Source organism: Pseudomonas sp. NPDC077451 (assembly GCF_044543345.1).
Taxonomy (GTDB): Bacteria; Pseudomonadota; Gammaproteobacteria; order Pseudomonadales; family Pseudomonadaceae; genus Stutzerimonas.
Genome location: NZ_JBITVX010000002.1, coordinates 215,180 through 235,316, shown reverse-complemented (window position 1 = coordinate 235,316; position 20,137 = coordinate 215,180). Strand labels below are relative to the sequence as shown.

22 protein-coding genes and 1 pseudogene are annotated in these 20,137 nt (G+C 59.7%); 16 read left to right on the top strand and 7 right to left on the bottom strand.

Going from position 1 to position 20,137, the window contains the following annotated elements:
• Positions 1-205: 205 nt before the first annotated feature.
• The 5 genes from purM to dapC are packed head-to-tail and all read left to right on the top strand — an operon-like array spanning position 206 to position 4,602.
• Positions 206-1,264 (top strand): phosphoribosylformylglycinamidine cyclo-ligase, encoded by a 1,059-nt coding sequence (purM, locus tag ACIGHL_RS04825; RefSeq protein WP_064481950.1) that lies wholly within the window; start codon positions 206-208, stop codon positions 1,262-1,264.
• Entirely contained in the window at positions 1,264-1,914 is a 651-nt protein-coding gene (gene purN, locus ACIGHL_RS04820; RefSeq protein WP_128119399.1) for a phosphoribosylglycinamide formyltransferase, read from the top strand. The genes purM and purN overlap by 1 nt, the downstream gene beginning before the upstream one ends.
• A gap of 8 nt (positions 1,915-1,922) precedes the next feature.
• A complete protein-coding gene (locus ACIGHL_RS04815) occupies positions 1,923-2,633 on the top strand; it encodes a DUF3108 domain-containing protein (RefSeq protein WP_127838830.1) in 711 nt (236 codons plus the stop codon).
• 57 nt (positions 2,634-2,690) lie between these two features.
• Complete coding sequence (locus ACIGHL_RS04810) at positions 2,691-3,356, top strand: COG3650 family protein (protein ID WP_128119400.1); 666 nt, start codon at positions 2,691-2,693, stop codon at positions 3,354-3,356.
• Positions 3,357-3,405: 49 nt separating this feature from the next.
• Entirely contained in the window at positions 3,406-4,602 is a 1,197-nt protein-coding gene (gene dapC / locus ACIGHL_RS04805) for a succinyldiaminopimelate transaminase (protein WP_128119401.1), read from the top strand.
• A 37-nt stretch (positions 4,603-4,639) separates the two neighbouring features.
• Here the strand turns inward: dapC and ACIGHL_RS04800 are convergent, their stop codons facing one another.
• Together ACIGHL_RS04800 and ACIGHL_RS04795 are read right to left on the bottom strand one after the other, a co-directional pair.
• On the bottom strand, positions 4,640-4,786 hold the full coding sequence (locus tag ACIGHL_RS04800) for a hypothetical protein (RefSeq protein WP_164863199.1): 147 nt from the start codon (positions 4,784-4,786) through the stop codon (positions 4,640-4,642).
• Positions 4,787-4,798: 12 nt separating this feature from the next.
• Positions 4,799-5,044: a hypothetical protein gene (locus ACIGHL_RS04795; RefSeq protein WP_128119402.1), complete on the bottom strand. Its 246-nt coding sequence runs from the start codon at positions 5,042-5,044 to the stop codon at positions 4,799-4,801.
• Positions 5,045-5,230: 186 nt separating this feature from the next.
• On the opposite strand from ACIGHL_RS04795, the gene ACIGHL_RS04790 reads away from it, so the two are divergent.
• The 4 genes from ACIGHL_RS04790 to ACIGHL_RS04775 all read left to right on the top strand — a co-directional run bounded on the left by ACIGHL_RS04790 (position 5,231) and on the right by ACIGHL_RS04775 (position 8,391).
• Positions 5,231-5,602: an ArsC family reductase gene (locus ACIGHL_RS04790; RefSeq protein ID WP_046161947.1), complete on the top strand. Its 372-nt coding sequence runs from the start codon at positions 5,231-5,233 to the stop codon at positions 5,600-5,602.
• Positions 5,603-5,645: 43 nt separating this feature from the next.
• The gene (dapD, locus tag ACIGHL_RS04785) at positions 5,646-6,680 is read left to right on the top strand and encodes a 2,3,4,5-tetrahydropyridine-2,6-dicarboxylate N-succinyltransferase (RefSeq protein WP_128119403.1); all 1,035 of its coding nucleotides are present in this window, start codon (positions 5,646-5,648) and stop codon (positions 6,678-6,680) included.
• Positions 6,681-6,775: 95 nt separating this feature from the next.
• Entirely contained in the window at positions 6,776-7,981 is a 1,206-nt protein-coding gene (locus tag ACIGHL_RS04780; RefSeq protein WP_128119404.1) for an aminotransferase class V-fold PLP-dependent enzyme, read from the top strand.
• Positions 7,978-8,391, top strand: coding sequence for a SufE family protein (locus ACIGHL_RS04775; protein WP_128119405.1), 414 nt, complete (start codon positions 7,978-7,980; stop codon positions 8,389-8,391). Before ACIGHL_RS04780 ends, ACIGHL_RS04775 begins: the two co-directional genes overlap by 4 nt.
• Positions 8,392-8,424: 33 nt before the next feature.
• On the opposite strand, the gene tcdA is transcribed toward ACIGHL_RS04775, so the two are convergent.
• Positions 8,425-9,231, bottom strand: coding sequence for a tRNA cyclic N6-threonylcarbamoyladenosine(37) synthase TcdA (tcdA, locus tag ACIGHL_RS04770; protein ID WP_128119406.1), 807 nt, complete (start codon positions 9,229-9,231; stop codon positions 8,425-8,427).
• Between the two features lie 160 nt (positions 9,232-9,391).
• Here tcdA and dapE point away from each other — a divergent pair, with 160 nt between their 5' ends.
• From dapE to ACIGHL_RS04755, 3 genes are all read left to right on the top strand, one after another.
• Entirely contained in the window at positions 9,392-10,540 is a 1,149-nt protein-coding gene (dapE, locus tag ACIGHL_RS04765; protein ID WP_128119407.1) for a succinyl-diaminopimelate desuccinylase, read from the top strand.
• The gene (locus ACIGHL_RS04760) at positions 10,534-11,337 is read left to right on the top strand and encodes a putative RNA methyltransferase (RefSeq protein WP_128119408.1); all 804 of its coding nucleotides are present in this window, start codon (positions 10,534-10,536) and stop codon (positions 11,335-11,337) included. The genes dapE and ACIGHL_RS04760 overlap by 7 nt, the downstream gene beginning before the upstream one ends.
• Before the next feature lie 120 nt (positions 11,338-11,457).
• Positions 11,458-11,829, top strand: a complete 372-nt coding sequence (locus tag ACIGHL_RS04755; RefSeq protein WP_128119409.1) for a hypothetical protein — start codon at positions 11,458-11,460, stop codon at positions 11,827-11,829.
• 60 nt (positions 11,830-11,889) lie between these two features.
• On the opposite strand, the gene ACIGHL_RS04750 is transcribed toward ACIGHL_RS04755, so the two are convergent.
• Both ACIGHL_RS04750 and ACIGHL_RS04745 read right to left on the bottom strand, forming a co-directional pair.
• The gene (locus ACIGHL_RS04750) at positions 11,890-12,456 is read right to left on the bottom strand and encodes a DUF1285 domain-containing protein (RefSeq protein ID WP_128119410.1); all 567 of its coding nucleotides are present in this window, start codon (positions 12,454-12,456) and stop codon (positions 11,890-11,892) included.
• A gap of 9 nt (positions 12,457-12,465) precedes the next feature.
• Positions 12,466-13,068 (bottom strand): DUF4823 domain-containing protein, encoded by a 603-nt coding sequence (locus ACIGHL_RS04745; RefSeq protein ID WP_045428803.1) that lies wholly within the window; start codon positions 13,066-13,068, stop codon positions 12,466-12,468.
• Between the two features lie 435 nt (positions 13,069-13,503).
• On the opposite strand from ACIGHL_RS04745, the gene ACIGHL_RS04740 reads away from it, so the two are divergent.
• The 3 genes and pseudogenes from ACIGHL_RS04740 to ACIGHL_RS04730 all read left to right on the top strand — a co-directional run bounded on the left by ACIGHL_RS04740 (position 13,504) and on the right by ACIGHL_RS04730 (position 16,450).
• Positions 13,504-13,938 (top strand): hypothetical protein, encoded by a 435-nt coding sequence (locus ACIGHL_RS04740; RefSeq protein ID WP_181689957.1) that lies wholly within the window; start codon positions 13,504-13,506, stop codon positions 13,936-13,938.
• Positions 13,935-15,396 (top strand): annotated as a pseudogene (locus ACIGHL_RS04735) (ATPase domain-containing protein). The gene ACIGHL_RS04740 and the pseudogene ACIGHL_RS04735 overlap by 4 nt, the downstream one beginning before the upstream one ends.
• A 43-nt stretch (positions 15,397-15,439) precedes the next feature.
• The gene (locus ACIGHL_RS04730) at positions 15,440-16,450 is read left to right on the top strand and encodes a sensor histidine kinase (protein WP_128119411.1); all 1,011 of its coding nucleotides are present in this window, start codon (positions 15,440-15,442) and stop codon (positions 16,448-16,450) included.
• A 196-nt stretch (positions 16,451-16,646) separates the two neighbouring features.
• Here the strand turns inward: ACIGHL_RS04730 and ACIGHL_RS04725 are convergent, their stop codons facing one another.
• The gene (locus tag ACIGHL_RS04725; protein ID WP_045428807.1) at positions 16,647-17,267 is read right to left on the bottom strand and encodes a TetR/AcrR family transcriptional regulator; all 621 of its coding nucleotides are present in this window, start codon (positions 17,265-17,267) and stop codon (positions 16,647-16,649) included.
• A gap of 73 nt (positions 17,268-17,340) precedes the next feature.
• Here ACIGHL_RS04725 and ACIGHL_RS04720 point away from each other — a divergent pair, with 73 nt between their 5' ends.
• Positions 17,341-18,474: an aminotransferase class V-fold PLP-dependent enzyme gene (locus ACIGHL_RS04720; protein WP_128119412.1), complete on the top strand. Its 1,134-nt coding sequence runs from the start codon at positions 17,341-17,343 to the stop codon at positions 18,472-18,474.
• A 225-nt stretch (positions 18,475-18,699) separates the two neighbouring features.
• Here ACIGHL_RS04720 and ACIGHL_RS04715 read toward each other — a convergent pair whose 3' ends face one another.
• Positions 18,700-20,097 (bottom strand): amino acid permease, encoded by a 1,398-nt coding sequence (locus tag ACIGHL_RS04715; protein WP_128119413.1) that lies wholly within the window; start codon positions 20,095-20,097, stop codon positions 18,700-18,702.
• Positions 20,098-20,137 lie beyond the last annotated feature (40 nt).

The following is a 20,137-nucleotide window of genomic DNA, read 5'->3' as shown; positions in this document are numbered from 1 at the left end:
TAGGCTGCGTATCGCACCGCGGAAAAACCTTGCCTGTCCCTGCCACACCTATTCGACATCCCCGATCGCGGGATGGTCGCTGTGCGGCAAGCCTGATAAAATCGCGCGCTTTCCGCAGACCGGTCCGGCGCCCTCGCAGCGTCGCGACAGAAACCTGATTCTGACCCGGTCGCCCCCGCACTTCCCTTCACAGGTCCGGATTCTTATGAGCAAGCAACCCTCCATCAGCTACAAGGACGCCGGTGTCGACATCGATGCAGGCGAAGCGCTGGTCGAACGCATCAAAGGCGTGGCCAAGCGCACCGCTCGTCCTGAGGTCATGGGTGGCCTGGGCGGCTTTGGCGCGCTCTGTGAAATTCCGGCTGGTTACAAGCAGCCCGTTCTGGTTTCGGGCACCGACGGCGTCGGCACCAAGCTGCGCTTGGCATTGAATCTCAACCAGCACGACAGCATTGGCCAGGATCTGGTCGCCATGTGCGTCAACGACCTGGTGGTCTGCGGTGCCGAGCCGCTGTTCTTTCTTGACTATTACGCCACCGGCAAGCTCAACGTCGACATCGCCGCAACGGTTGTAACGGGTATCGGGGCTGGCTGCGAACTGGCCGGTTGCTCGCTGGTGGGCGGCGAAACCGCCGAGATGCCAGGCATGTACGAAGGCGAAGATTACGACCTGGCCGGTTTTTGTGTAGGCGTCGTGGAAAAAAGCGAAATTATCGACGGCTCACAAGTAGCCGCCGGCGATGCTCTGATTGCCCTTCCGTCGTCCGGCCCACATTCCAACGGCTATTCGCTGATCCGCAAGATCATCGAGGTAGCCGGCACCGATATCGAAACCACGCAACTCGACGGCAAGCCGCTCACCGAATTGTTGATGGCGCCGACACGTATCTACGTGAAGCCACTACTCAAGCTGATCAAGGAAACCGGTGCGGTGAAAGCGATGGCGCACATCACCGGTGGCGGTCTGCTGGACAACATCCCACGCGTTCTGCCCGAAGGCAGCCAGGCGGTCATAGATGTCGCCAGCTGGCAGCGTCCGGCTGTTTTCAATTGGCTGCAGCAGCAAGGTAATGTCGATGAGCATGAAATGCATCGCGTGCTGAACTGTGGCGTCGGCATGGTGATCTGTGTCGCCCAGGATCAGGTCGAAGCCGTGCTCGCCAATCTACGCACCTCCGGCGAAAACCCCTGGGTCATCGGCGAAATTGGCTCAGCTGACGAAGGTGCTGAACGCGTCCTGCTGAACAACCTGAAAACCCTGTAATGCACGCACCTTGTAATGTCGTCGTGCTGATCTCTGGGTCTGGAAGCAATCTCCAGGCTCTGATCGACAGCCTCGACGAAGACAACAGCCCCGCGCGTATCCGCGCGGTGGTTTCGAACCGTGCAGAGGCCTTCGGCCTGCAGCGTGCGCAAGCGGCGAACATCGATACGCACGTTGTGCAGCACAAGGATTTTGCTGACCGCGAAGCATTCGATGCGGCTCTGATGGAAATCATCGACACATACCAGCCGCAGCTGGTGGTGCTAGCCGGCTTCATGCGCATTCTCACCGCAGGCTTCGTTCGCCATTACCAGGGTCGCCTGCTCAACATCCATCCGTCCCTGCTACCGAAATACAAGGGACTGGATACCCACCGCCGGGCACTCGACGCCGGTGACCGGGAACATGGTTGCAGCGTGCACTTCGTTACCGAAGAGCTCGACGGCGGCCCTGTGGCCATACAGGCCTGCTTAAAGATTGAACCCAACGAAAGCATCGACAAGCTGACCGATAGAGTGCATGCAGCCGAGCACATCATCTATCCGTTGGCAGTTCACTGGTTCGCCGAGGGCCGCTTGCGCCTTGCCACACAAGGCGCGATGCTGGACGACATGCTGTTGCCGGCCACCGGCCATCTATTAAGAATCTAGGAGACATTATGCGTCGTGCCTTGCTGCTCGCTCTCGCCGTGCTGGCCCTGCCGGTCCAGGCCCTTGAGCTGAAGCCTTTCTCCGCTAGCTACACCGCGGACTGGAAACAGGTACCTGTCAGTGGCACAGCCCAGCGCAGCCTGGAAAAACGCGATGACAATACCTGGGAGCTGGATTTCGAAGCCTCGATGCTGGTCGCCAGCTTCAATGAGCGCAGCGTTTTCACAGTCGAAGGCGAGACCTTCCTACCGCAGAAATACCGACTCAAACGCAGCGGACTGGGCAAGGGAAAATCCATCGAGCACGACTTTGACTGGCAAGCCAAGCAGGTAGTCGGAGAAGACCGTGGTGACCCGGTGAAGCTTCCGCTGAATCGCGGCCTGCTGGACAAGTCCACCTATCAGATCGCTCTTCAGCACGCGGTTGCAGCGGGCGAGAAGAGCATGAGCTATCAGGTCGTAGATGGCGACGAGATCGAAACCTACGACTTCCGCGTCCTCGGTGAGGAAAAAGTCAGCACGAAGGCCGGTCAGGTCGATGCGATCAAGGTCGAGCGCGTGCGCGATCCGACGCAGAGCAAGCGACAGACCATCCTCTGGTTCGCGAAGAATTGGGACTACATGCTCGTCCGCTTGCATCAGGTCGAAAAGGACGGCAAGGAGTACCAGATCATGCTCGAAGAAGGCACCGTCGACGGCCGACCCGTCAAAGGTAGCTGACCCATCTGCGCCAGCCCCACTGGCGCAGCATTGCCCCGCCTGAATTTGAGCCCGCCCATGATCGCACCTCGCGCTTTACTGCTCAGTCTCCTACCGGTTTTTGCCGGGTGCCAGTCACTGCAATGGGACGACCAGCCTCCGGCGCGACCGACCGAGCGTCTGCAGGGCACCATCACCCAGCAGGACGGCGGGTTGCAGTTCAGCAGTTGCCAGGGCCGACGCGACCTCGCGTTGCTCGATAGCGGCGCGACAGGACTGCCCGACGATGCACAGGCGCTGATGGTCGGAAGCAACCAGCCTTTATTTGCCGACATCCGTGGCAGTTTGATCACCCAAAGTGGCGATAGAGACCAGTTTCAGCTGACCCAGGTGTATCGCCTGCAGACAGAGGGGCCGGGTTGCAGCGACGACACTTTCAACCGGTTGCTCCTGCGCGCGACGGGTCACGAGCCAGGCTGGAGCGTGAAGATCACCAGCGGCGGCTTGCTCCTTGAGCGTCCCGGCCAACCGGCCTTGGCCTTGCCCTATCTGGAAGAGCAACTGCCCAGTGGGCAGACCAGCTTCAGCACCGAAGCCAACGATCAGCGCCTCGATCTGTGGGTAGCCCCGCAACGCTGCCTGGACAGCGCAACCGGCGCAGTCAGCCATCTGACTGCCGAGCTACGCCTGGACGGCCAGACCTTACGCGGCTGCGCCTACTACGGCGGCGCCCGCCAAGACTGAATCAATCGAGGCGCAGCCTGGCGCCTCTCGACGTTTCGAAGACCTGACCATGAATGACGCCTTGACCCTGTTGCAGCCCTATCCTTTCGAAAAACTGCGCGGCCTGCTTGCCGGTGCGCAGCCGCCAGCAGACAAGCGCGCAATCGCGCTGTCGATCGGAGAGCCGAAACACCGTTCGCCGGATTTCGTCGCTCAAGCACTGGCCGACAACCTTGACCAGCTCGCGGTGTACCCCACCACGCAGGGCATCCCGGCGTTGCGCGAGTCGATCGCCCGCTGGTGCGAGCGACGCTTTGGTGTGGCTCAAGGCTCAGTCGACCCGGCACGGCATGTATTGCCGGTCAACGGCACCCGTGAAGCGCTGTTCGCCTTCACCCAAGCCGTGGTCAACCGCGAACAGGGTGCGCTGGTGGTCAGCCCCAACCCCTTCTATCAGATCTACGAAGGTGCGGCACTTCTGGCCGGCGCCACGCCGCATTATTTGCCTTGCACTGCCGAAAATGGCTTCAATCCAGACTTCGACGCGGTTTCGGCAGAGGTCTGGCAGCAGACGCAGATCCTTTTCCTCTGCTCCCCGGGGAACCCGACCGGCGCACTGGTCCCGCTTGAAACGCTGAAGAAGCTGATCGCATTAGCGGACGAGTTCGATTTTGTCATCGCAGCCGACGAATGCTACAGCGAGCTGTATTTCGACGAAGACCAAGCGCCCGCTGGGCTGTTGACTGCATGCGCAGCGCTCGGACGCAACGATTTCAAGCGCTGCGTGGTTTTTCACAGCCTTTCCAAACGCTCGAACCTGCCGGGGCTGCGCTCCGGGTTTGTCGCGGGCGATGCCGACATTCTCAAAGCGTTTCTGCTGTACCGCACCTACCACGGCTGCGCCATGCCAGTGCAAACCCAACTGGCTAGCATCGCGGCTTGGAACGATGAGGTTCATGTGCAGGCCAATCGGCAGCTGTACCGGGAGAAATTCGACGCGGTGCTGGAGATCCTCTCGCCAGTGATGGACGTGCAGCGACCGGACGGCGGCTTCTATCTGTGGCCGAAGACGCCAGTGGACGACCAGCTTTTCACCCGCGAGCTGTATGCACGCGAGCATGTCACGGTGGTCCCGGGGTCCTACCTGTCACGCGAGGTAGACGGCGTCAGCCCAGGAACGGGCCGTGTGCGCATGGCGCTTGTGGCGCCGCTGGAGGATTGCGTCGAGGCTGCGGAGCGAATCCGCGCGTTCATCACGACGCTTTGACGTCATAGCCGGACGCCAAGGCGTCCGGCTTAGCGCGTCAGGCGACACCTGGCGGAATCATGTCTTTGCCATAGTCGCGCAGCTTCTCCAGATTCTCCGGCTTCATGTGTTCGGGTACGTCAGCCTTCGTGTTTTCATCCTGCTTACCCTGCTCGTCCGTGTTCGGCTTTTCCGATTCACTCATGACATCCTCCCGTCAGATCGCATTTTCTTCCCAGATCAGCTCACCTTCATCGCTGACCTCCCTGACCTTGGCCAGCGCTGCCTCCGCGGCCACGTCAGCCTCGGACGCGAGGTCGTAACGGCGCCCGTTAGCGACTTTGAAAATATGTGCATTTTCGTCCGTGCCGCGACGCTTGACGGCGATCACCGCCTCGAACCCCTCGTCTGCAGGAACGGCGGACGAAATGGCCTCGTGGTTCTCGAAATGCTTGCGTGCCATACATGACCTCATCGTTACGATTGTGATCAATGGACAACATCTTAGGGGGAAAAAGTCGAACCTCTTCACTCGCGCGGCAAACGCATGCGACAGGGAGGTCAGGCCGGCTTCGCGCCACGGACGGCAGGCTTCGTCTCATCGTGGCATAATCCGCGGCCCAGTTTGGCCGGAGAATGCGGAGCTGTTATGCCCGATAAAAGCAAAGGACGCTGCCTGTACGGCATCAAGGCGTGCGACACCATGAAAAAAGCCCGTACCTGGCTCGACCAGCAGGGGCTAAGCTATGAATTTCATGACTACAAGAGCGCTGGGATCGACCGCGCCCACCTGGAAGCCTGGTGCAATGAACATGGTTGGCAGATCGTACTCAACCGTGCCGGCACGACCTTCCGCAAGCTGGACGATGAGCAGAAAGCCGATCTTGACCAGGCAAAGGCCATCGAACTGATGCTGGCCCAGCCGTCAATGATCAAGCGCCCAATTCTGGATCTGGGCCACAAGACGCTCGTTGGCTTCAAGCCAGACACCTATGCTGCCGAGCTGGCAGCCAAGAACTGAGACCCGCTCGCCGAGACGAGCGCGACTGATAAAGGACTCCCCTATGAGCAATTCTCTCTTCAGCCTGGCGTTTGGCGTCGGCACCCAGAACCGCCAGGGCAGCTGGCTGGAAGTTTTCTATGCGCAGCCACTGCTGCACCCGAGCGGCGAGCTGGTCGCCGCCATTGCGCCGCTGCTGAATTATGAAGGTGGCAATCAGGCCGTCACCATCAACACCACCCAGGCGGCTCAACTGGCCGATGCCATCAAGCCGCTCGACACTGCTCAACATGCATTGTTGACCCGCCTTGCCGAAAGCCAGCGCCCATTGGTCGTGACCTTGCTCGCCGAGGATGCAGCACTGACCTCCACCCCTGAGGCCTATCTCAAGCTGCATTTGATTTCCCATCGCCTGGTCAAGCCACACGGCTTGAATCTCACTGGCATCTTCCCGCTACTGCCTAACGTCGCCTGGACCAATCAGGGTGCCGTCGATCTGGCCGAGCTGGCCGAGCGCCAGCTGGAAGCGCGCCTGAAGGGCTATCTGCTGGAAGTCGTCTCGGTCGACAAATTCCCGAAGATGACCGACTACGTGGTGCCGGCCGGTGTTCGTATCGCCGACAGCGCGCGTATCCGCCTCGGCGCCTACGTCGGTGAAGGCACCACGGTGATGCATGAAGGCTTCATCAACTTCAACGCTGGCACTGAAGGCCCGGGCATGATCGAAGGCCGTGTCTCCGCCGGCGTGTTCGTCGGCAAGGGCTCGGATCTGGGCGGCGGCTGCTCGACCATGGGCACCCTGTCCGGTGGCGGTAACATCGTCATTTCGGTCGGCGAAGGCTGCCTGATCGGCGCAAACGCGGGGATCGGCATTCCGTTGGGCGACCGAAACACCGTGGAATCCGGCCTCTACATCACAGCCGGCACCAAGGTGAATCTGCTCGATGAGCAAGGCGAGCTGGTCAAGGTCGTCAAGGCGCGCGAACTGGCCGGCCAGACGGATCTGCTATTTCGCCGCAATTCGCTGAGCGGTGCGGTCGAATGCAAGACGCACAAGTCTGCGATCGAGCTGAACGAGGCGCTGCACGCGCACAACTAAACGCAGCGTCAAAACGTAGACAGGCCGGCGCTAGCTCGCCAGCCTGTCTACGCAGTTCCTCCATCAGGCGTCCCGTCCTGCTTTCAGGAGTCCCCATGCCGCTGACATCGCCCTGGCGCGCCGACTTTCCAGCCTTGGCTATCCTTGAGGCCCAAGGTCAGACCTACCTGGACAGTGCTGCCACTTCGCAGAAGCCGCAGGCACTGATCGATGCCCTCACCGGCTACTACACCAGTGGCACCGCCAATGTGCATCGAGCCCAACACCAACCGGCAGAACGGGCGACCCGCGCATACGAGGATTCACGTATCAAGGTGGCGCGCTGGCTCAACGCCGCATGTCCGACCGAAATCGTTTTTACCCGCGGCGCCACCGAAGCACTGAATCTCCTGGCCTACGGGCTTGAGCATCTAATTTCAGCTGGCGATGAAATCGTCGTCAGCGCCCTTGAGCACCACGCCAACCTGCTGCCTTGGCAGCAATTGGCCAAGCGACGTGCCGCCAAGCTTGTCGTACTGCCGCTCGACGAGCGCGGCATTATCGACCTCGAGGCAGCAGCCAGTCTGATCGGACCGCGCGCCCGCCTGCTTGCCGTCAGCCAGTTATCCAACGTGTTGGGCGCGTGGCAGCCACTGCCCGAGTTGCTGCCAATGGCCAAGGCGCAGGGCGCGCTCAGCATAGTCGACGGTGCCCAAGGCGTGGCCCATGGCCGACATGACCTGCAGGCGCTGGACTGCGATTTCTATGTGCTCTCCAGTCACAAGCTGTACGGCCCGGAAGGCGTTGGCGCGCTCTACGGCCGGGGCGAGTCATTGCTCAAGCTCAAGCATTGGCAGTTCGGCGGGGAAATGGTCCGTGTCGCTGATTTCCAGCATGCCGAATTCCACGCGGCCCCATTGGGTTTCGAAGCCGGAACCCCGCCCATCGGGGGGGTGATCGGCCTGGGCGCCACGCTGGACTACCTGTCGAGACTGGATGCCGATGCTGTTGACCGGCACGAGCTCGCCCTGCATAGCGCGTTGCGCACAGGTTTGGCTGAGCGGGCAGGCCTGCGACTGCTCGGCGATCCGCAGCTGGCGCTGGCAAGCTTTACGGTTGATGGCGTCCATCACGGCGATCTGGCCCACCTGCTGACCGAACAAGGTATCGCCATACGCAGCGGCACCCATTGTGCGCAGCCCCTGTTGAAAACACTGGGTATCGAAGGTGCGATTCGCGTATCGCTCGGGCTGTACAACGACGGACTCGATCTGGAGCGATTCTTCGATGCGCTGGATCAGGCTCTGGAAATGTTGCGATGACCGCGCTTCCCGAAGCCGCCGCCGAAACGCTGCAGGCCTTTCAGTTGGCTGCGGGCTGGGAACAACGTGCGCGGCTGTTGATGCAATGGGGTGATCGCCTTGAGCCCCTGTGCGACACCGAGCGCAACGCGCTCAACCTGGTTGCCGGATGCGACAGCAAGCTCTGGCTAGTCGGCGAGCGACAGGACAACCACTGGCATTTCCGCGGCACCAGCGAGGCGCGTTTGTTGCGTGGGCTGCTTGCCGTGCTGCTGGTTCGCGTCAATGGCCTGAATGTCGGCGAGCTACAGCAGCTCGACATAGCGGAATGGTTCAGCCAGCTTGGCCTCTCACGGCAGCTTTCGCCATCACGCGCCAATGGGATGAATGCCGTTATTGGCAGAATGCGTGAGCTGGCAGAGGCTACCTGACCGGCGCTAACAGAGGCCAGACAAACGCCGCTATCAGGTTTTCAGACGCTCCGCCGGCCGCCGAGCCCCGGCGACCAGCTTGTCTACTGCCTTAGCCGCCGCGACCAGACCGAAACTGGCCGTCACCATCATCGACGCGCCGAACCCGCCAGCACAATCGAGCTTCACCCCTTCACCGACGAAGCTTTTGCTTTGACAGACGCCACCATCTGGCTTGGGGTAGCGCAGCTGCTCGGTGGAAAACACACAAGGCACGCTGTAGGTACGCCCAGGGGTTCGAGAGAAATTGTATTCACGCCGTAATAGCGAACGCGCTTTCGCCGCGAGGGGGTCGTTGAACGTTTTGTTCAAATCGGCGACCTGTATCTGCGTGGGGTCCACCTGTCCGCCCGCGCCGCCAGTGGCGATGATCTGGATCTTGCGACGTTTGCACCAGGCGATGAGCGCGGCCTTGGCCGGCACGCTGTCGATGCAGTCAATAACGCAATCCAACTGCTCGGTGATGTAGTCGGCCATGGTTTCGCGAGTCACGAAGTCGGCCACGGCGTGAACCACACACGCCGGGTTGATCGCCTTTATCCGCGCCGACATTTCATCCACCTTTGGCTTGCCCACCGCACCCTCTAGCGCATGAACCTGCCGATTGGTGTTGGTGATGCAGACATCATCGAGATCGAACAAACTGATTTCACCGACGCCACTGCGCGCCAGCGCTTCGGCCGCCCAGGAGCCAACCCCGCCGATACCGACCACCGCGACATGCGCAGCCGCTAAACGCTGCAGCCCCTCGGAGCCGTACAGACGGGCAATGCCGCCGAAACGTTGATCGTCGATAGACATGTCATACCTCAAACAAGACGTTAGCCGATTATAGGCCCGAGCCCCACGTCGTCCCAGCCAGGCATACCGAGGCGTTTCGAAAACGGGTCTTTCCGGCCCGCTGCTGCCCTCATTTTTAATTTAATATGGCGCCCTTTCCCCGCCTTGCCCCGGAGCTGTGATGATCGCCGCCGCCCTCTCACCGACCCTCGAACTCGCCTGCGAGCTGATCAATCGGCCATCGGTCACGCCGCTGGATGAGGGCTGTCAGCAACTGATGAGTGAGCGCCTCGCCGCCTGCGGCTTTGCCATCGAGCCGATGCACATTGAGGACGTCGAGAACTTCTGGGCGATCCACGGCAGCGAAGGTCCCGTGCTGTGCTTCGCCGGCCATACCGACGTGGTCCCTACCGGCCCGGTACAGGCGTGGCAGAATCCTCCGTTTGCCGCGCGAATCGACGAAAACGGCATGCTTCACGGCCGTGGCGCTGCCGACATGAAAGGCAGCCTGGCGTCGATGATTGTCGCGGTCGAGCGCTTTACCGCTGAGCATCCGGACCACAAAGGCCAGATCGCTTTCCTCATCACCAGCGACGAGGAAGGCCCTGCGCACCACGGCACAAAGGCTGTGGTAGAGCGCTTGCGTGAGCGCGGCCAGCGGCTTGACTGGTGCATCGTTGGTGAGCCATCGAGCACTACGCTTGTCGGCGACGTGGTCAAAAACGGCCGCCGCGGCTCGCTCGGTGGCACGCTTACGGTTCGCGGCCAACAGGGCCATGTGGCTTACCCACATCTTGCCAAGAACCCGATCCATCTGGCGGCACCGGCACTGGCCGAACTGGCAGGTGAACACTGGGACGATGGCAATGACTTCTTCCCGCCGACCAGCTTCCAGATCTCCAATCTGAATTCGGGCACAGGCGCCACCAACGTCATCCCCGGCACGCTGGAGGCGGTGTTCAATTTCCGTTTTTCCACCGAATCCACCGTCGAAGGGTTGCAGCAACGCACTGCGGCGATTCTCGATAAACACGGTCTCGACTGGAACGTCGACTGGGCCCTTTCGGGCCTACCCTTCCTGACTGAACCCGGTGATCTGCTCGACGGTGTGGCTGCGGCAATCCGCAGCGTCACCGGCCGCGAGACCACGCCGTCCACCAGTGGCGGCACCTCGGACGGGCGTTTCATCGCGACTTTGGGCACCCAGGTCGTCGAGCTGGGCCCGGTCAACGCAACGATTCATCAGGTGGATGAGCATATCCTCGCCAGCGACCTCGACCTGCTCACCGAGATCTACTACCAGACCCTGGTCAACCTGCTCGCATGCTGACCTGTCCTATCTGCCACGCCGAGCTCAGCGCGGCAAACAACGGCGTCGCCTGCCCGGCGAATCACCGATTCGATCGGGCCCGCCAGGGCTATCTCAACCTGCTGCCAGTGCAGCACAAGAACAGCCGCGACCCGGGCGACAACCAGGCCATGGTCGAGGCGCGGCGGCGCTTCCTCGAGGGGGGTTACTACGCGCCGCTGGCGACGCGACTGGCACAGCTGGCAGCCGAACGCTCACCAAATCGCTGGCTGGATATCGGCTGTGGCGAAGGTTATTACACGGCGCAGATTGCTCAGGCTTTGCCCGATGCGGACGGCTACGCGCTGGACATTTCCCGTGAAGCAGTCAAACGCGCCTGTAAGCGCGCGCCGCAGATCGAGTGGCTGGTTGCAAGCATGGCACGGGTGCCACTGGCTGATGCCAGCTGCGATCTGCTGGCCAGTGTATTCAGCCCGCTGGACTGGACCGAAGCACGGCGTCTGCTAGCACCCGGCGGCGGTCTGCTGCGCATGGGTCCGACTCGCGAGCACTTATGGGAATTGCGAGGTCTGCTGTACGACGAAGTCCGCGACTACGACGATCAGAAGCATCTTTCGCTGATCCCCGAAGGCATGCACCTCGCTCACAGCGAGACATTGTCCTTCGAGCTGCAACTGGATGATCCACAAGCTCGTGCTGATCTACTGGCGATGACCCCGCACGGTTGGCGCGCCAGCGCCGAACGCCGCGCAGCAGTCATCCAAGCGCCATTGCACGTACGGGTTGCGATACGCTATGACTGGATTCAGCGAGACTGATCAGGTTATCCAAACGAATACGGCATCGGCTTTTGGTCGATCCGATGCGTCTGATGCAGCCTTCTAGGCTTCAACAGTCAACATCAACCGGCTGCAACATCAGCCAGACAAGGTCATCCCATGCGTCAACCGGATATCGAAATTTACCTAAGGGACGCGAGCCAGGACGCCGTCACTGAGTGGCTGAACCAGGCGGTCGGAAGCTGCTCTGCCTGGCAAGCCAAGGGTAAAACCTTCAAGTGCAGAGCCGGCGACATTCCAGTGACCTGGCTGCCGAAGGCCGTCGGAAAGTGGCACAGCCTATTGCTCGAAAGCGACGCGACACCCTGGGAAGATGACGTCGCCTGCGCCCGCGACGCCTATCAGGCAATCGGAGTAGAGATTCGCTGCGCGCCTGGGGGTTGGCAGGAAGAAGAAACGGTGGAAGACGCCGACCGCTGGATCAGCGTCAGCGAGCGCGGCGAAGCGGAAATCCTCTGGCGGACCGACTGACCCCCCTTTGGCACAGCACGCACGATACGGCTTCCTTCTGTAGCGACACGCTCTATCGAACTACTCGGAGCGGCCGATCGGGAAAAACTGGCCTTGGCTCCAGACCCCCAGCCAGTCGGCTCCATCGATCTCACGCGGCACGGCCAATTCAACCAACTGGTAGAACACGTTGCGATGAATCAGCGCTTCGAGGTTGGCCCGCACATGAACGTAGGGTGCTGGCTCCTGAGTATCCGGATCTAGCTCGACCCGAATTGGGTGCTCTGCTCCCGCTTCGGTTTCGTCTCCGACATTGGTGATAAAGCGGAGCACCTGAGCTTCTCCGCTTCCCTCTGCCACCAGTTCAACCGCCACGAACGGCGCATCATCGACCTTGATGCCGACCTTCTCGACGGGGGTCACCAGGAAGTAATCATCGCCGTCTCGCCGGATAACCGTGGAAAACAGTCGCACCATAGCAGGCCGCCCGATTGGCGTGCCCTGGTAGAACCAGCTACCGTCGCGCATGATCCGCATGTCCAGATCACCACAGAACGGCGGATTCCACAGGTGCACCGGTGGCAAGCCTTTCTTCTCGGCGTTGGGAATCTGACTCAACAGATTCGCAGCTTTTCCCGCATCGCTCATATTGGCTCCTCAGCGCCCCAGGCCTATCAGACGCCGGGCGTAATCACGCAAGGGCGGACCCAACAAGACCTGCGGTGTCGCGTCATAGATGTTTAGCAATCCGCCGCGACTGCGAATACTTGCCGTATCGGCCAGATACCTATTACCGGTCTCGATCAGCATCAACTGAACCGTGCTCGTATCAACACCCAGTCGGTCGAGCGCGCGTTGGTCATCAAACTCATCGAAACTGCCGATACGGTCGTCTGCTGCGGCGAATCGTGTGTACAGCAAGTAATGGGCACCAGCGATTGCCGCCTGGTTCAATGCTTCTTCCAGTCCTACAGGTTCTGGAGCACGCCGGACCAGCGGAAAGTACTGAACAAAGCTCTCAAACGCCTCTTCGGCTACTACGTTCGGGCGCGGATAGGCGCCACCTGGGGGAACGAAGTGACCCTGCGCAATGTAGATGAACGAGTCGGGCTGCAGGCGCCACGAGGCGGACCTGACAGTCTCGCTATGGTCGAGAATGCCAACGTCGCGCAGTTGATGGCGGGTCCCCTCAGCCATGTCGCTTACCTTCATGCAGCCGCTTAACAGGAGTGCGGCCACGATAAGGCTAAACACATTCATCTCTCGCTCCAGACGTGACGGAAAACCGACGATTAACGTAGCAATGCAGCAAACACGCCAGTTCGACGATGCGCCGCTCACAACCGTCTTCCGTCCTGTAGCAATGGAACCGATGCCTTCAATTTGATGGAGTACTCCGATACCTTGCGCAGCGAATATAGCCCACCCTACGCGCAAGACTGGCACGGTAGCTCTGCCGACATATCAACGGCACGAGCGCATTAGCATCAGAAGTGACGAATGCCAGTGTCTGGATGATTGGCATATATCGGTAGCTTCACACTGCCAGTTAATTATTCCCCACTTTTTCTGTTGCTGAAGTTCACCGGTCCCATGACCGAAAAAGGATACGGACCGACGTGATGGCTATTTAACTCTTCGATTCTCGCCCTAGGGTGTACTATCAATACCTGCCCCCATCAGATACAGCTAACCATGTCCACGCCAAGCGAAGAGAGCCATGAGATTTTAGCTTCTCTGATGTGTCGCGTTGGCCCCAACGCTGACGCCGCAGCAGTCGCCCAGGCGATCATCTCCATACTGCAGGACATAGACTCATCGCTGACCCCCATCGTCGGGCAGCAAGGTGTTGCTGCGCTTTATCGCCGTAGCCTGCACCTGTGCCTCTCTAGCCACCCACACCTGGCCAGCACGTATGGCGGGATGCAGGCTTCTCTCGACCTGACCGTTCTGCAGGCCGTGCTCGTTAAGCAAAGCGAAGCCGAAGCGCTGCTTTTTGGTGAGGTGTTGCTAGTTACATTCCACGAGCTGCTGACCACGCTTATCGGGTCCTCGCTCACCACACGCTTGCTTCGCGGTGTGTGGGAACCTTCTTCGAGCGAAACCCCTGCGCAGGAAAAATCGCCATGAGCACCAAAGCGACTATCAACCGCCTAGCCACCGGTGTGCCGGGGTTGGACGAAGTGCTTGGCGGAGGGTTGCCGGAGTTTTCCTTCAACCTGATCGCTGGCCCCCCAGGCTGTGGCAAAACCACCCTGGCTCACCAGATGATGTTCGCGCTGGCGACCCCCGAACGCCCCGCGCTTTTTTTTTACGGTGCTCGGTGAGCCACCGCTGAAGATGCTGCGTTATCAACAGCAATTCGAGTTCTTCGACAGCGAAGCGATTAACAAGTCCATCCGCTACATCAATCTGGCTGACGATACCCTGGCCGGCGATCTGGACGAAGTGCTGCGGCGTATCGTCAGCGAGGTTGAAAGCCATTCACCCGCTCTGGTGTTCGTCGACTCGTTCCGTTCGGTAGTGCTGGCAAGCCAGACCCAGAACAACCCGAACAACAACCTGCCGCAGTTCGTTCAACAACTGGGCATGCTGATGACCACTTGGCAGGCAACGACCTTTCTGATTGGTGAGTACTTCACCGAAACCGATACCAACCCGATTTTCACCGTAGCCGATGGGCTGATCTGGTTGCGCCAGAGCGTTCAGCGCAATTCCATGGTACGTAAGATGGAAATCATGAAGATGCGTGGCCAGCCAACGTTACCTGGGCTCCACACGTTCCGCATTGCCACGTCGGGAATCAAGGTGTTTGCACCCGCGGTGTCCAGTCCCGTCGAGGAACCGCAGACCTTCCCTCTGAAGCGCCTGAAAATGGGCGTACCGCGGCTCGACGATATGCTCGGCGGTGGACTGCCTCTGGGCTATTCCCTGCTCGTGGCCGGACCATCGGGTTCTGGTAAAAGCATTATGGCTGCATCCTTCCTCGCCGAGGGTGTTCGCAATGGCGAAACCGGCGTCATCGCTGTATTCGAACAACGACCCAATCGCTCGCAAAACGCCACCCTTGCCGATCTGATTAAGAACGGCCAAGTCGGTTTGGTCGACAGTCGTGCCCCTGACCTATCCATCGACGAAATCGTTTCTGAGCTGTTGAGCGAGATCGACCGACTGAAGGCGACCCGCGTGGTGATCGATTCCCTCTCGGGCTTCGAACTGGCGCTGGCACCTACATTCCGTGAAGACTATCGTGAATCGCTTTCACGGATGGTCACTGCACTGACCTCTGCTGGGGTCAGTGTGCTGATGACTTCGGAGCTCGAAGATCGCTACACGGACTTGCGATTCAGTCCTTACGGTACGGCCTTTCTCACCGACGCCATCATCGTCCAGCGTTATATAGAAGTTGAAAGCCGCTTGTTGCGCATCATGGCGGTGGTCAAGGTGCGCGCGAGCAGTCATTCGGATGAGTTACGCCTGTATCGAATTGACGATAACGGACTGCAGATCGGTGAGATGTTGTCGGATCAAGAAGGTCTGCTCGGAGGACGACCTACCCAACGGTGTCGCAGTGGGAACGAGGGGTGAATACAAACTCGTGAAAAAGACTAGTGCCGACAACAAGCAAGCTATGGCTACCGCCTCCAGCGAACTGTTCCGGCTCGGGCAGCAAACCGTCGAAGCTCGCGCGGTCCTCGCGGCATTGCATAAAGAGCTCAACGATACCCATAGCCAACTCGTCGACAGTCAGCAGATGGAGCAACTGATCGAGGCCAACCAGCAATTGGTTCTAGCGACCTTGTTAGCGCAGTCGGATGCAAAAAGATCGCAGCTCACGCAAGCAGAGCAGCAGCTATATCAGGATATGCGTGAAGCCAACGAACAGTTGGTTACGGCCGCCTTGAGCGCAAAAGACCTGCAGGCCTCAGCCGAACTCGCCCTGGAGCAGCAACGCAAAGTACTCGCATTGGTAGCTCACGAACTGCGCAATCCCCTGACACCTATCAGCATGATCGCAGGGCGTCTAGGTCGTGTGCCCAGCGAGGAGCTGCCGCGAATGCAGGCCTTGATCGAGGGACAGGTACGCCACATGTCTCGACTGGTAGAGGATCTGCTCGACCTGGCGCGTGCCAGCACCGGCAAGTTTCGACTCAAATGTTGCGTTGTCGATATGGTTCAGATCATCCATGAAGCTGTGGAGCTCTGCAGTCCGGCAATGATCGCGCGCGACATACACCTGAGCACAATACTCCCCGACGGGGTGCTGGCAATAAATGGCGACTCCATGCGGCTCGCCCAGATTCTCGGCAACCTGCTGGGTAATGCGGCCAAGTACACGCCGGTCGGTGGCTCGGTCAGCCTTTTGGCTACTGCCGAAGGGGACATGGTGGAGGTCAGCATTCGCGATAACGGCATCGGGATCACAGCGCAAGCGCTACCGTTCATTTTCGAGCCATTCGTGCAGGATGTGAATGCGATTGGTTTCAACGGTGCAGGGCTGGGCATCGGTCTGACGGTAGTCCGCGAGTTGGTCGAGGCACACGGTGGCACGGTGACCGGCAAGAGTGAGGGAAGCGGTAAAGGAAGTGAGCTGGTAGTGAGGCTTCCTTTGGTGAAGCATGACACTTCGCTGGGACGCTGATCTCTAATCCAAATGCTGAGATGGTTTTCCAACAGTAACGACCAGGGTAGCCGCGAAGGCACGGCAGCGGTCGGAAGTCCGCTGCCCTATATAGTCCGAATGACCCGTTTCAGTCACCAACCTTTATGCGTTCTCAGCTCTAGAGAATGCTCCGCGACCCAATCGTTAGTTACGCCACCACATTGCGGAGACTGGGCTAGTCTCGCTTGCGCTTGTTGCCCATACGCACGCCGATATCCATAAGAAACTGGAAGAAGCCTTCTTGATCCTCCAGCACATTGCTCCAGAACGGCGAGTGGTAGAGCGCTACAGCCCCATGTACCAAGGCCCAGGCTGCGCAATAGTGGAAATAAGGCGGCACGTCCTCTAGCTTTCCTTCGGCAATGCGCCCTTTGATCAGTTGGGTTAGATGCTCGAAGTTGGAGGCCCGGATACGGTGCAGCTCCTCGACCATTTCCGGTACCTGATTACCCTTAACCACCTTTTCCTCGAGCCGGTCGAACAACCGATAGCGCTGAGGATCGCCCATGCGAAACTCGAAGTAGGCGCGAGACAGCGCTTCTTTGTCCTGATCGAGACTCGGTGAATGCAGCAGCTCGTTCAGATCCCGCTCGTAGTCGAGCATCAGCCGCAGGTAGATTTCGGCCTTTGATTTGAAGTGCTTGTAGATGGTGCCTTTGCCGATCCCCACCCTGTCGGCGATCATCTCGACGGTGACGCTGTCTTCTCCCTGTTCGAGAAACAACTGGAGCGCCGTGTCGAGAATCTCTTGTTCGCGACGGCGAAATTCGCGGACCTTACGGGATTCATTTTGCATAAGTGGCTGCAGTGTGAAAAATCGAAGCAGATGATTATGCCTGTTTAGTCAGAAAATGCACGGAAGATTGCCAATGAGTACATTGAATGACGAATTCCCCCAAATCGACGGCTTGCGGTACCTGAATCATGCGGCCGTCTCGCCCTGGCCTCGCCGTGCGAGCGATGCGGTAACCAGCTTTGCCCAACAGAACATCACGATTGGCGCGCGCGACTATCCGCAGTGGCTGGCGGTTGAAACCCGTCTGCGAAATCGCCTGGCCAGGTTGCTGAACGCACCAACCCCAGCAGACATAGCGCTGGTCAAGAACACCTCGGAAGCACTGTCTTTCGTAGCCTTCGGACTGGAGTGGAAGCCCGGTGACCAGGTCGTCATCAGCGACGAGGAGTTTCCCTCCAACCGCGTAGTTTGGGAGGCGTTGCGGCCGCAAGGGGTCGAGGTCATCCAGGTCAGCCTCAAGGGTGAAGATCCCGAAGGCGACCTGCTCGCGGCCTGCGGGCCGAACGTTCGCTTGCTGGCGATCAGCGCCGTACAGTACGCGAGCGGCCTGCGGCTAGACCTGCCGCGACTCGGTGAAGGCTGCGAACGACGTGGCGTACTGCTGTGCATCGACGCAATCCAACAGCTGGGCGCGCTGCCATTCGATGCTCAGCAATGCCGGTGTGCATTTGCGATGGCCGACGGACATAAATGGCTGCTGGGCCCAGAAGGCCTGGGTGTGTTCTATTGCCGGAGCGATCTACGCGATCAGCTCAAGCTTCACGAGTACGGCTGGCATATGCTCGAGCACGCCGGTGATTATGACCGCAGCGATTGGCAGCCGGCGAACAGCGCGCAGCGCTTTGAGTGCGGCAGCCCGAACCTGCTCGGCGCCATGGCATTGGAAGCCAGCCTGTCCTTATTGGAAGAGGTGGGAATAGTCACAGTGGCACAGGCACTGGCCGAACGCATCGATCACCTCCATCGAGAGCTATCGGCCATGCCGGGGGCCGAACTGCTAAGCCCAACCGATCCAGCTCGGCGAGCCGGCATCCTGACGTTCCGGATCGATGGGATCGACAACCCGACGCTGTTTCAACGCCTCAAGGAGGAGCAGGTCGTCTGTGCGCTTCGTGGTGGAGGGATCAGATTCTCACCGCATTTCTACACGCCGCCGGAGGTTATCGAGCAGAGCCTGGCAGTGGTTCGCGGGCTGCTCGCGAAGTGAGCGATCAGCCTGGACGCGACTATTCCAAATCCGTTTAAAAATCGCCGCAATCGCCCAGCAGCTTTGAGGAATCGGACCAATACTGCAATCACTGGCCGCGCAATCCCCCCACTGCTCGGCCAGCTGAGGAAGCGAGGAACGTGACCTCATACTCCTAATGGTCTTGACCCGGCTCCCCGCGACGCCGGGTTTTTTTTGTTCGCTGTGGCCATACGCCTCAACGTATCAACCATGCGCGGCACGCCGGCTCGAAAGCCGCAACCGGAAGCACAGCCAGATAAACAGCGCCCAAAATGGTATCGCGATGATTGAGGTTCGCAGACCGGGCATCGACAACATGATCGCGGCAATCAATGCCACGAACGCCAGGCAAATGTAATTGCTGAGCGGATACCAAAAGGCCTTGAACGAAGGCTCGATGCCCTGCGCTTTCATTGCCTTGCGAAACTTCAAGTGGGCGAGACTGATCATCGCCCAGTTGATCAGCAGCGCCGCAACCACCAACGACATGAGCAACTCAAGCGCTGTTTGCGGCAGCAGGTAGTTCACCAGCACACAGAGCATGGTGACGAGTGCAGAGACAGCGATTGCAAGCACCGGTACCCCACGGCGGTTGACCATCATCAACACCTTCGGCGCATCGCCCTGCTCCGCCAGGCCGTACAGCATGCGACTGTTGCAGTACACGCCGCTGTTATAGACAGAGAGAGCCGCCGTCAGCACCACGAAGTTGAGGATGTGCGCAGCCGTATCACTGCCGATCAGTGAAAAGATCTGCACGAAAGGGCTGCCGCTGTAGGGGTCGCCGGCCGAACCCAGCGTTTCCAGCAGACTGTCCCAAGGGTAGAGCGCCAGCAGAACGCTGAGCGCGCCAATGTAGAAGATCAGAATCCGATAAACGACCTGATTGATCGCTTTGGGAATGACTGTCTTCGGGTCGGATGCTTCAGCTGCGGTGATCCCCACCAGTTCCAAGCCGCCGAATGAAAACATGATGATTGCCAAGGCCATGACCATCCCGCTGATGCCGTTGGGGAAGAACCCGCCGTGGCTCCAGAGGTTGCTGAAGCCAGCCTGTTCACCACCCGCGCCGCTCAGCAAGAGGTACAGGCCGAGCGCAATCATGCCGACAATGGCTCCGACCTTGACGATCGCGAACCAGAACTCAGTCTCACCAAAGGTCTTAACGTTGACTAGGTTGATCAGATTGATCAGCACAAAAAACACCGCAGCGGTGGCCCAAGTCGGCACCTCCGGCCACCAAAACTGGACGTACTTGCCCACCGCGGTCAGTTCGGCCATCCCCACCAGGACATACAGCACCCAATAATTCCAACCGGAGAGAAAGCCTGCATAAGGGGCCCAATATTTGTGCGCAAAATGACTGAAGGATCCCGCAACCGGCTCCTCGACGATCATCTCGCCGAGCTGACGCATGATGAGGAAGGCAATCATCCCACCGATGGCATAGCCAAGGATCATCGACGGCCCGGCGCTGCGCAGCACGCCGGCTGAGCCGAGGAAGAGCCCCGTTCCAATAGCCCCGCCGAGTGCGATCAGCTGAATGTGCCGGTTTTTCAGGCCGCGTTGAAGCGGCCCGGTGTGCAGCGTATCGCTGGACATGGCGTCACCTAGTTTGGTCTGTGACGAAGAAATGACGAGA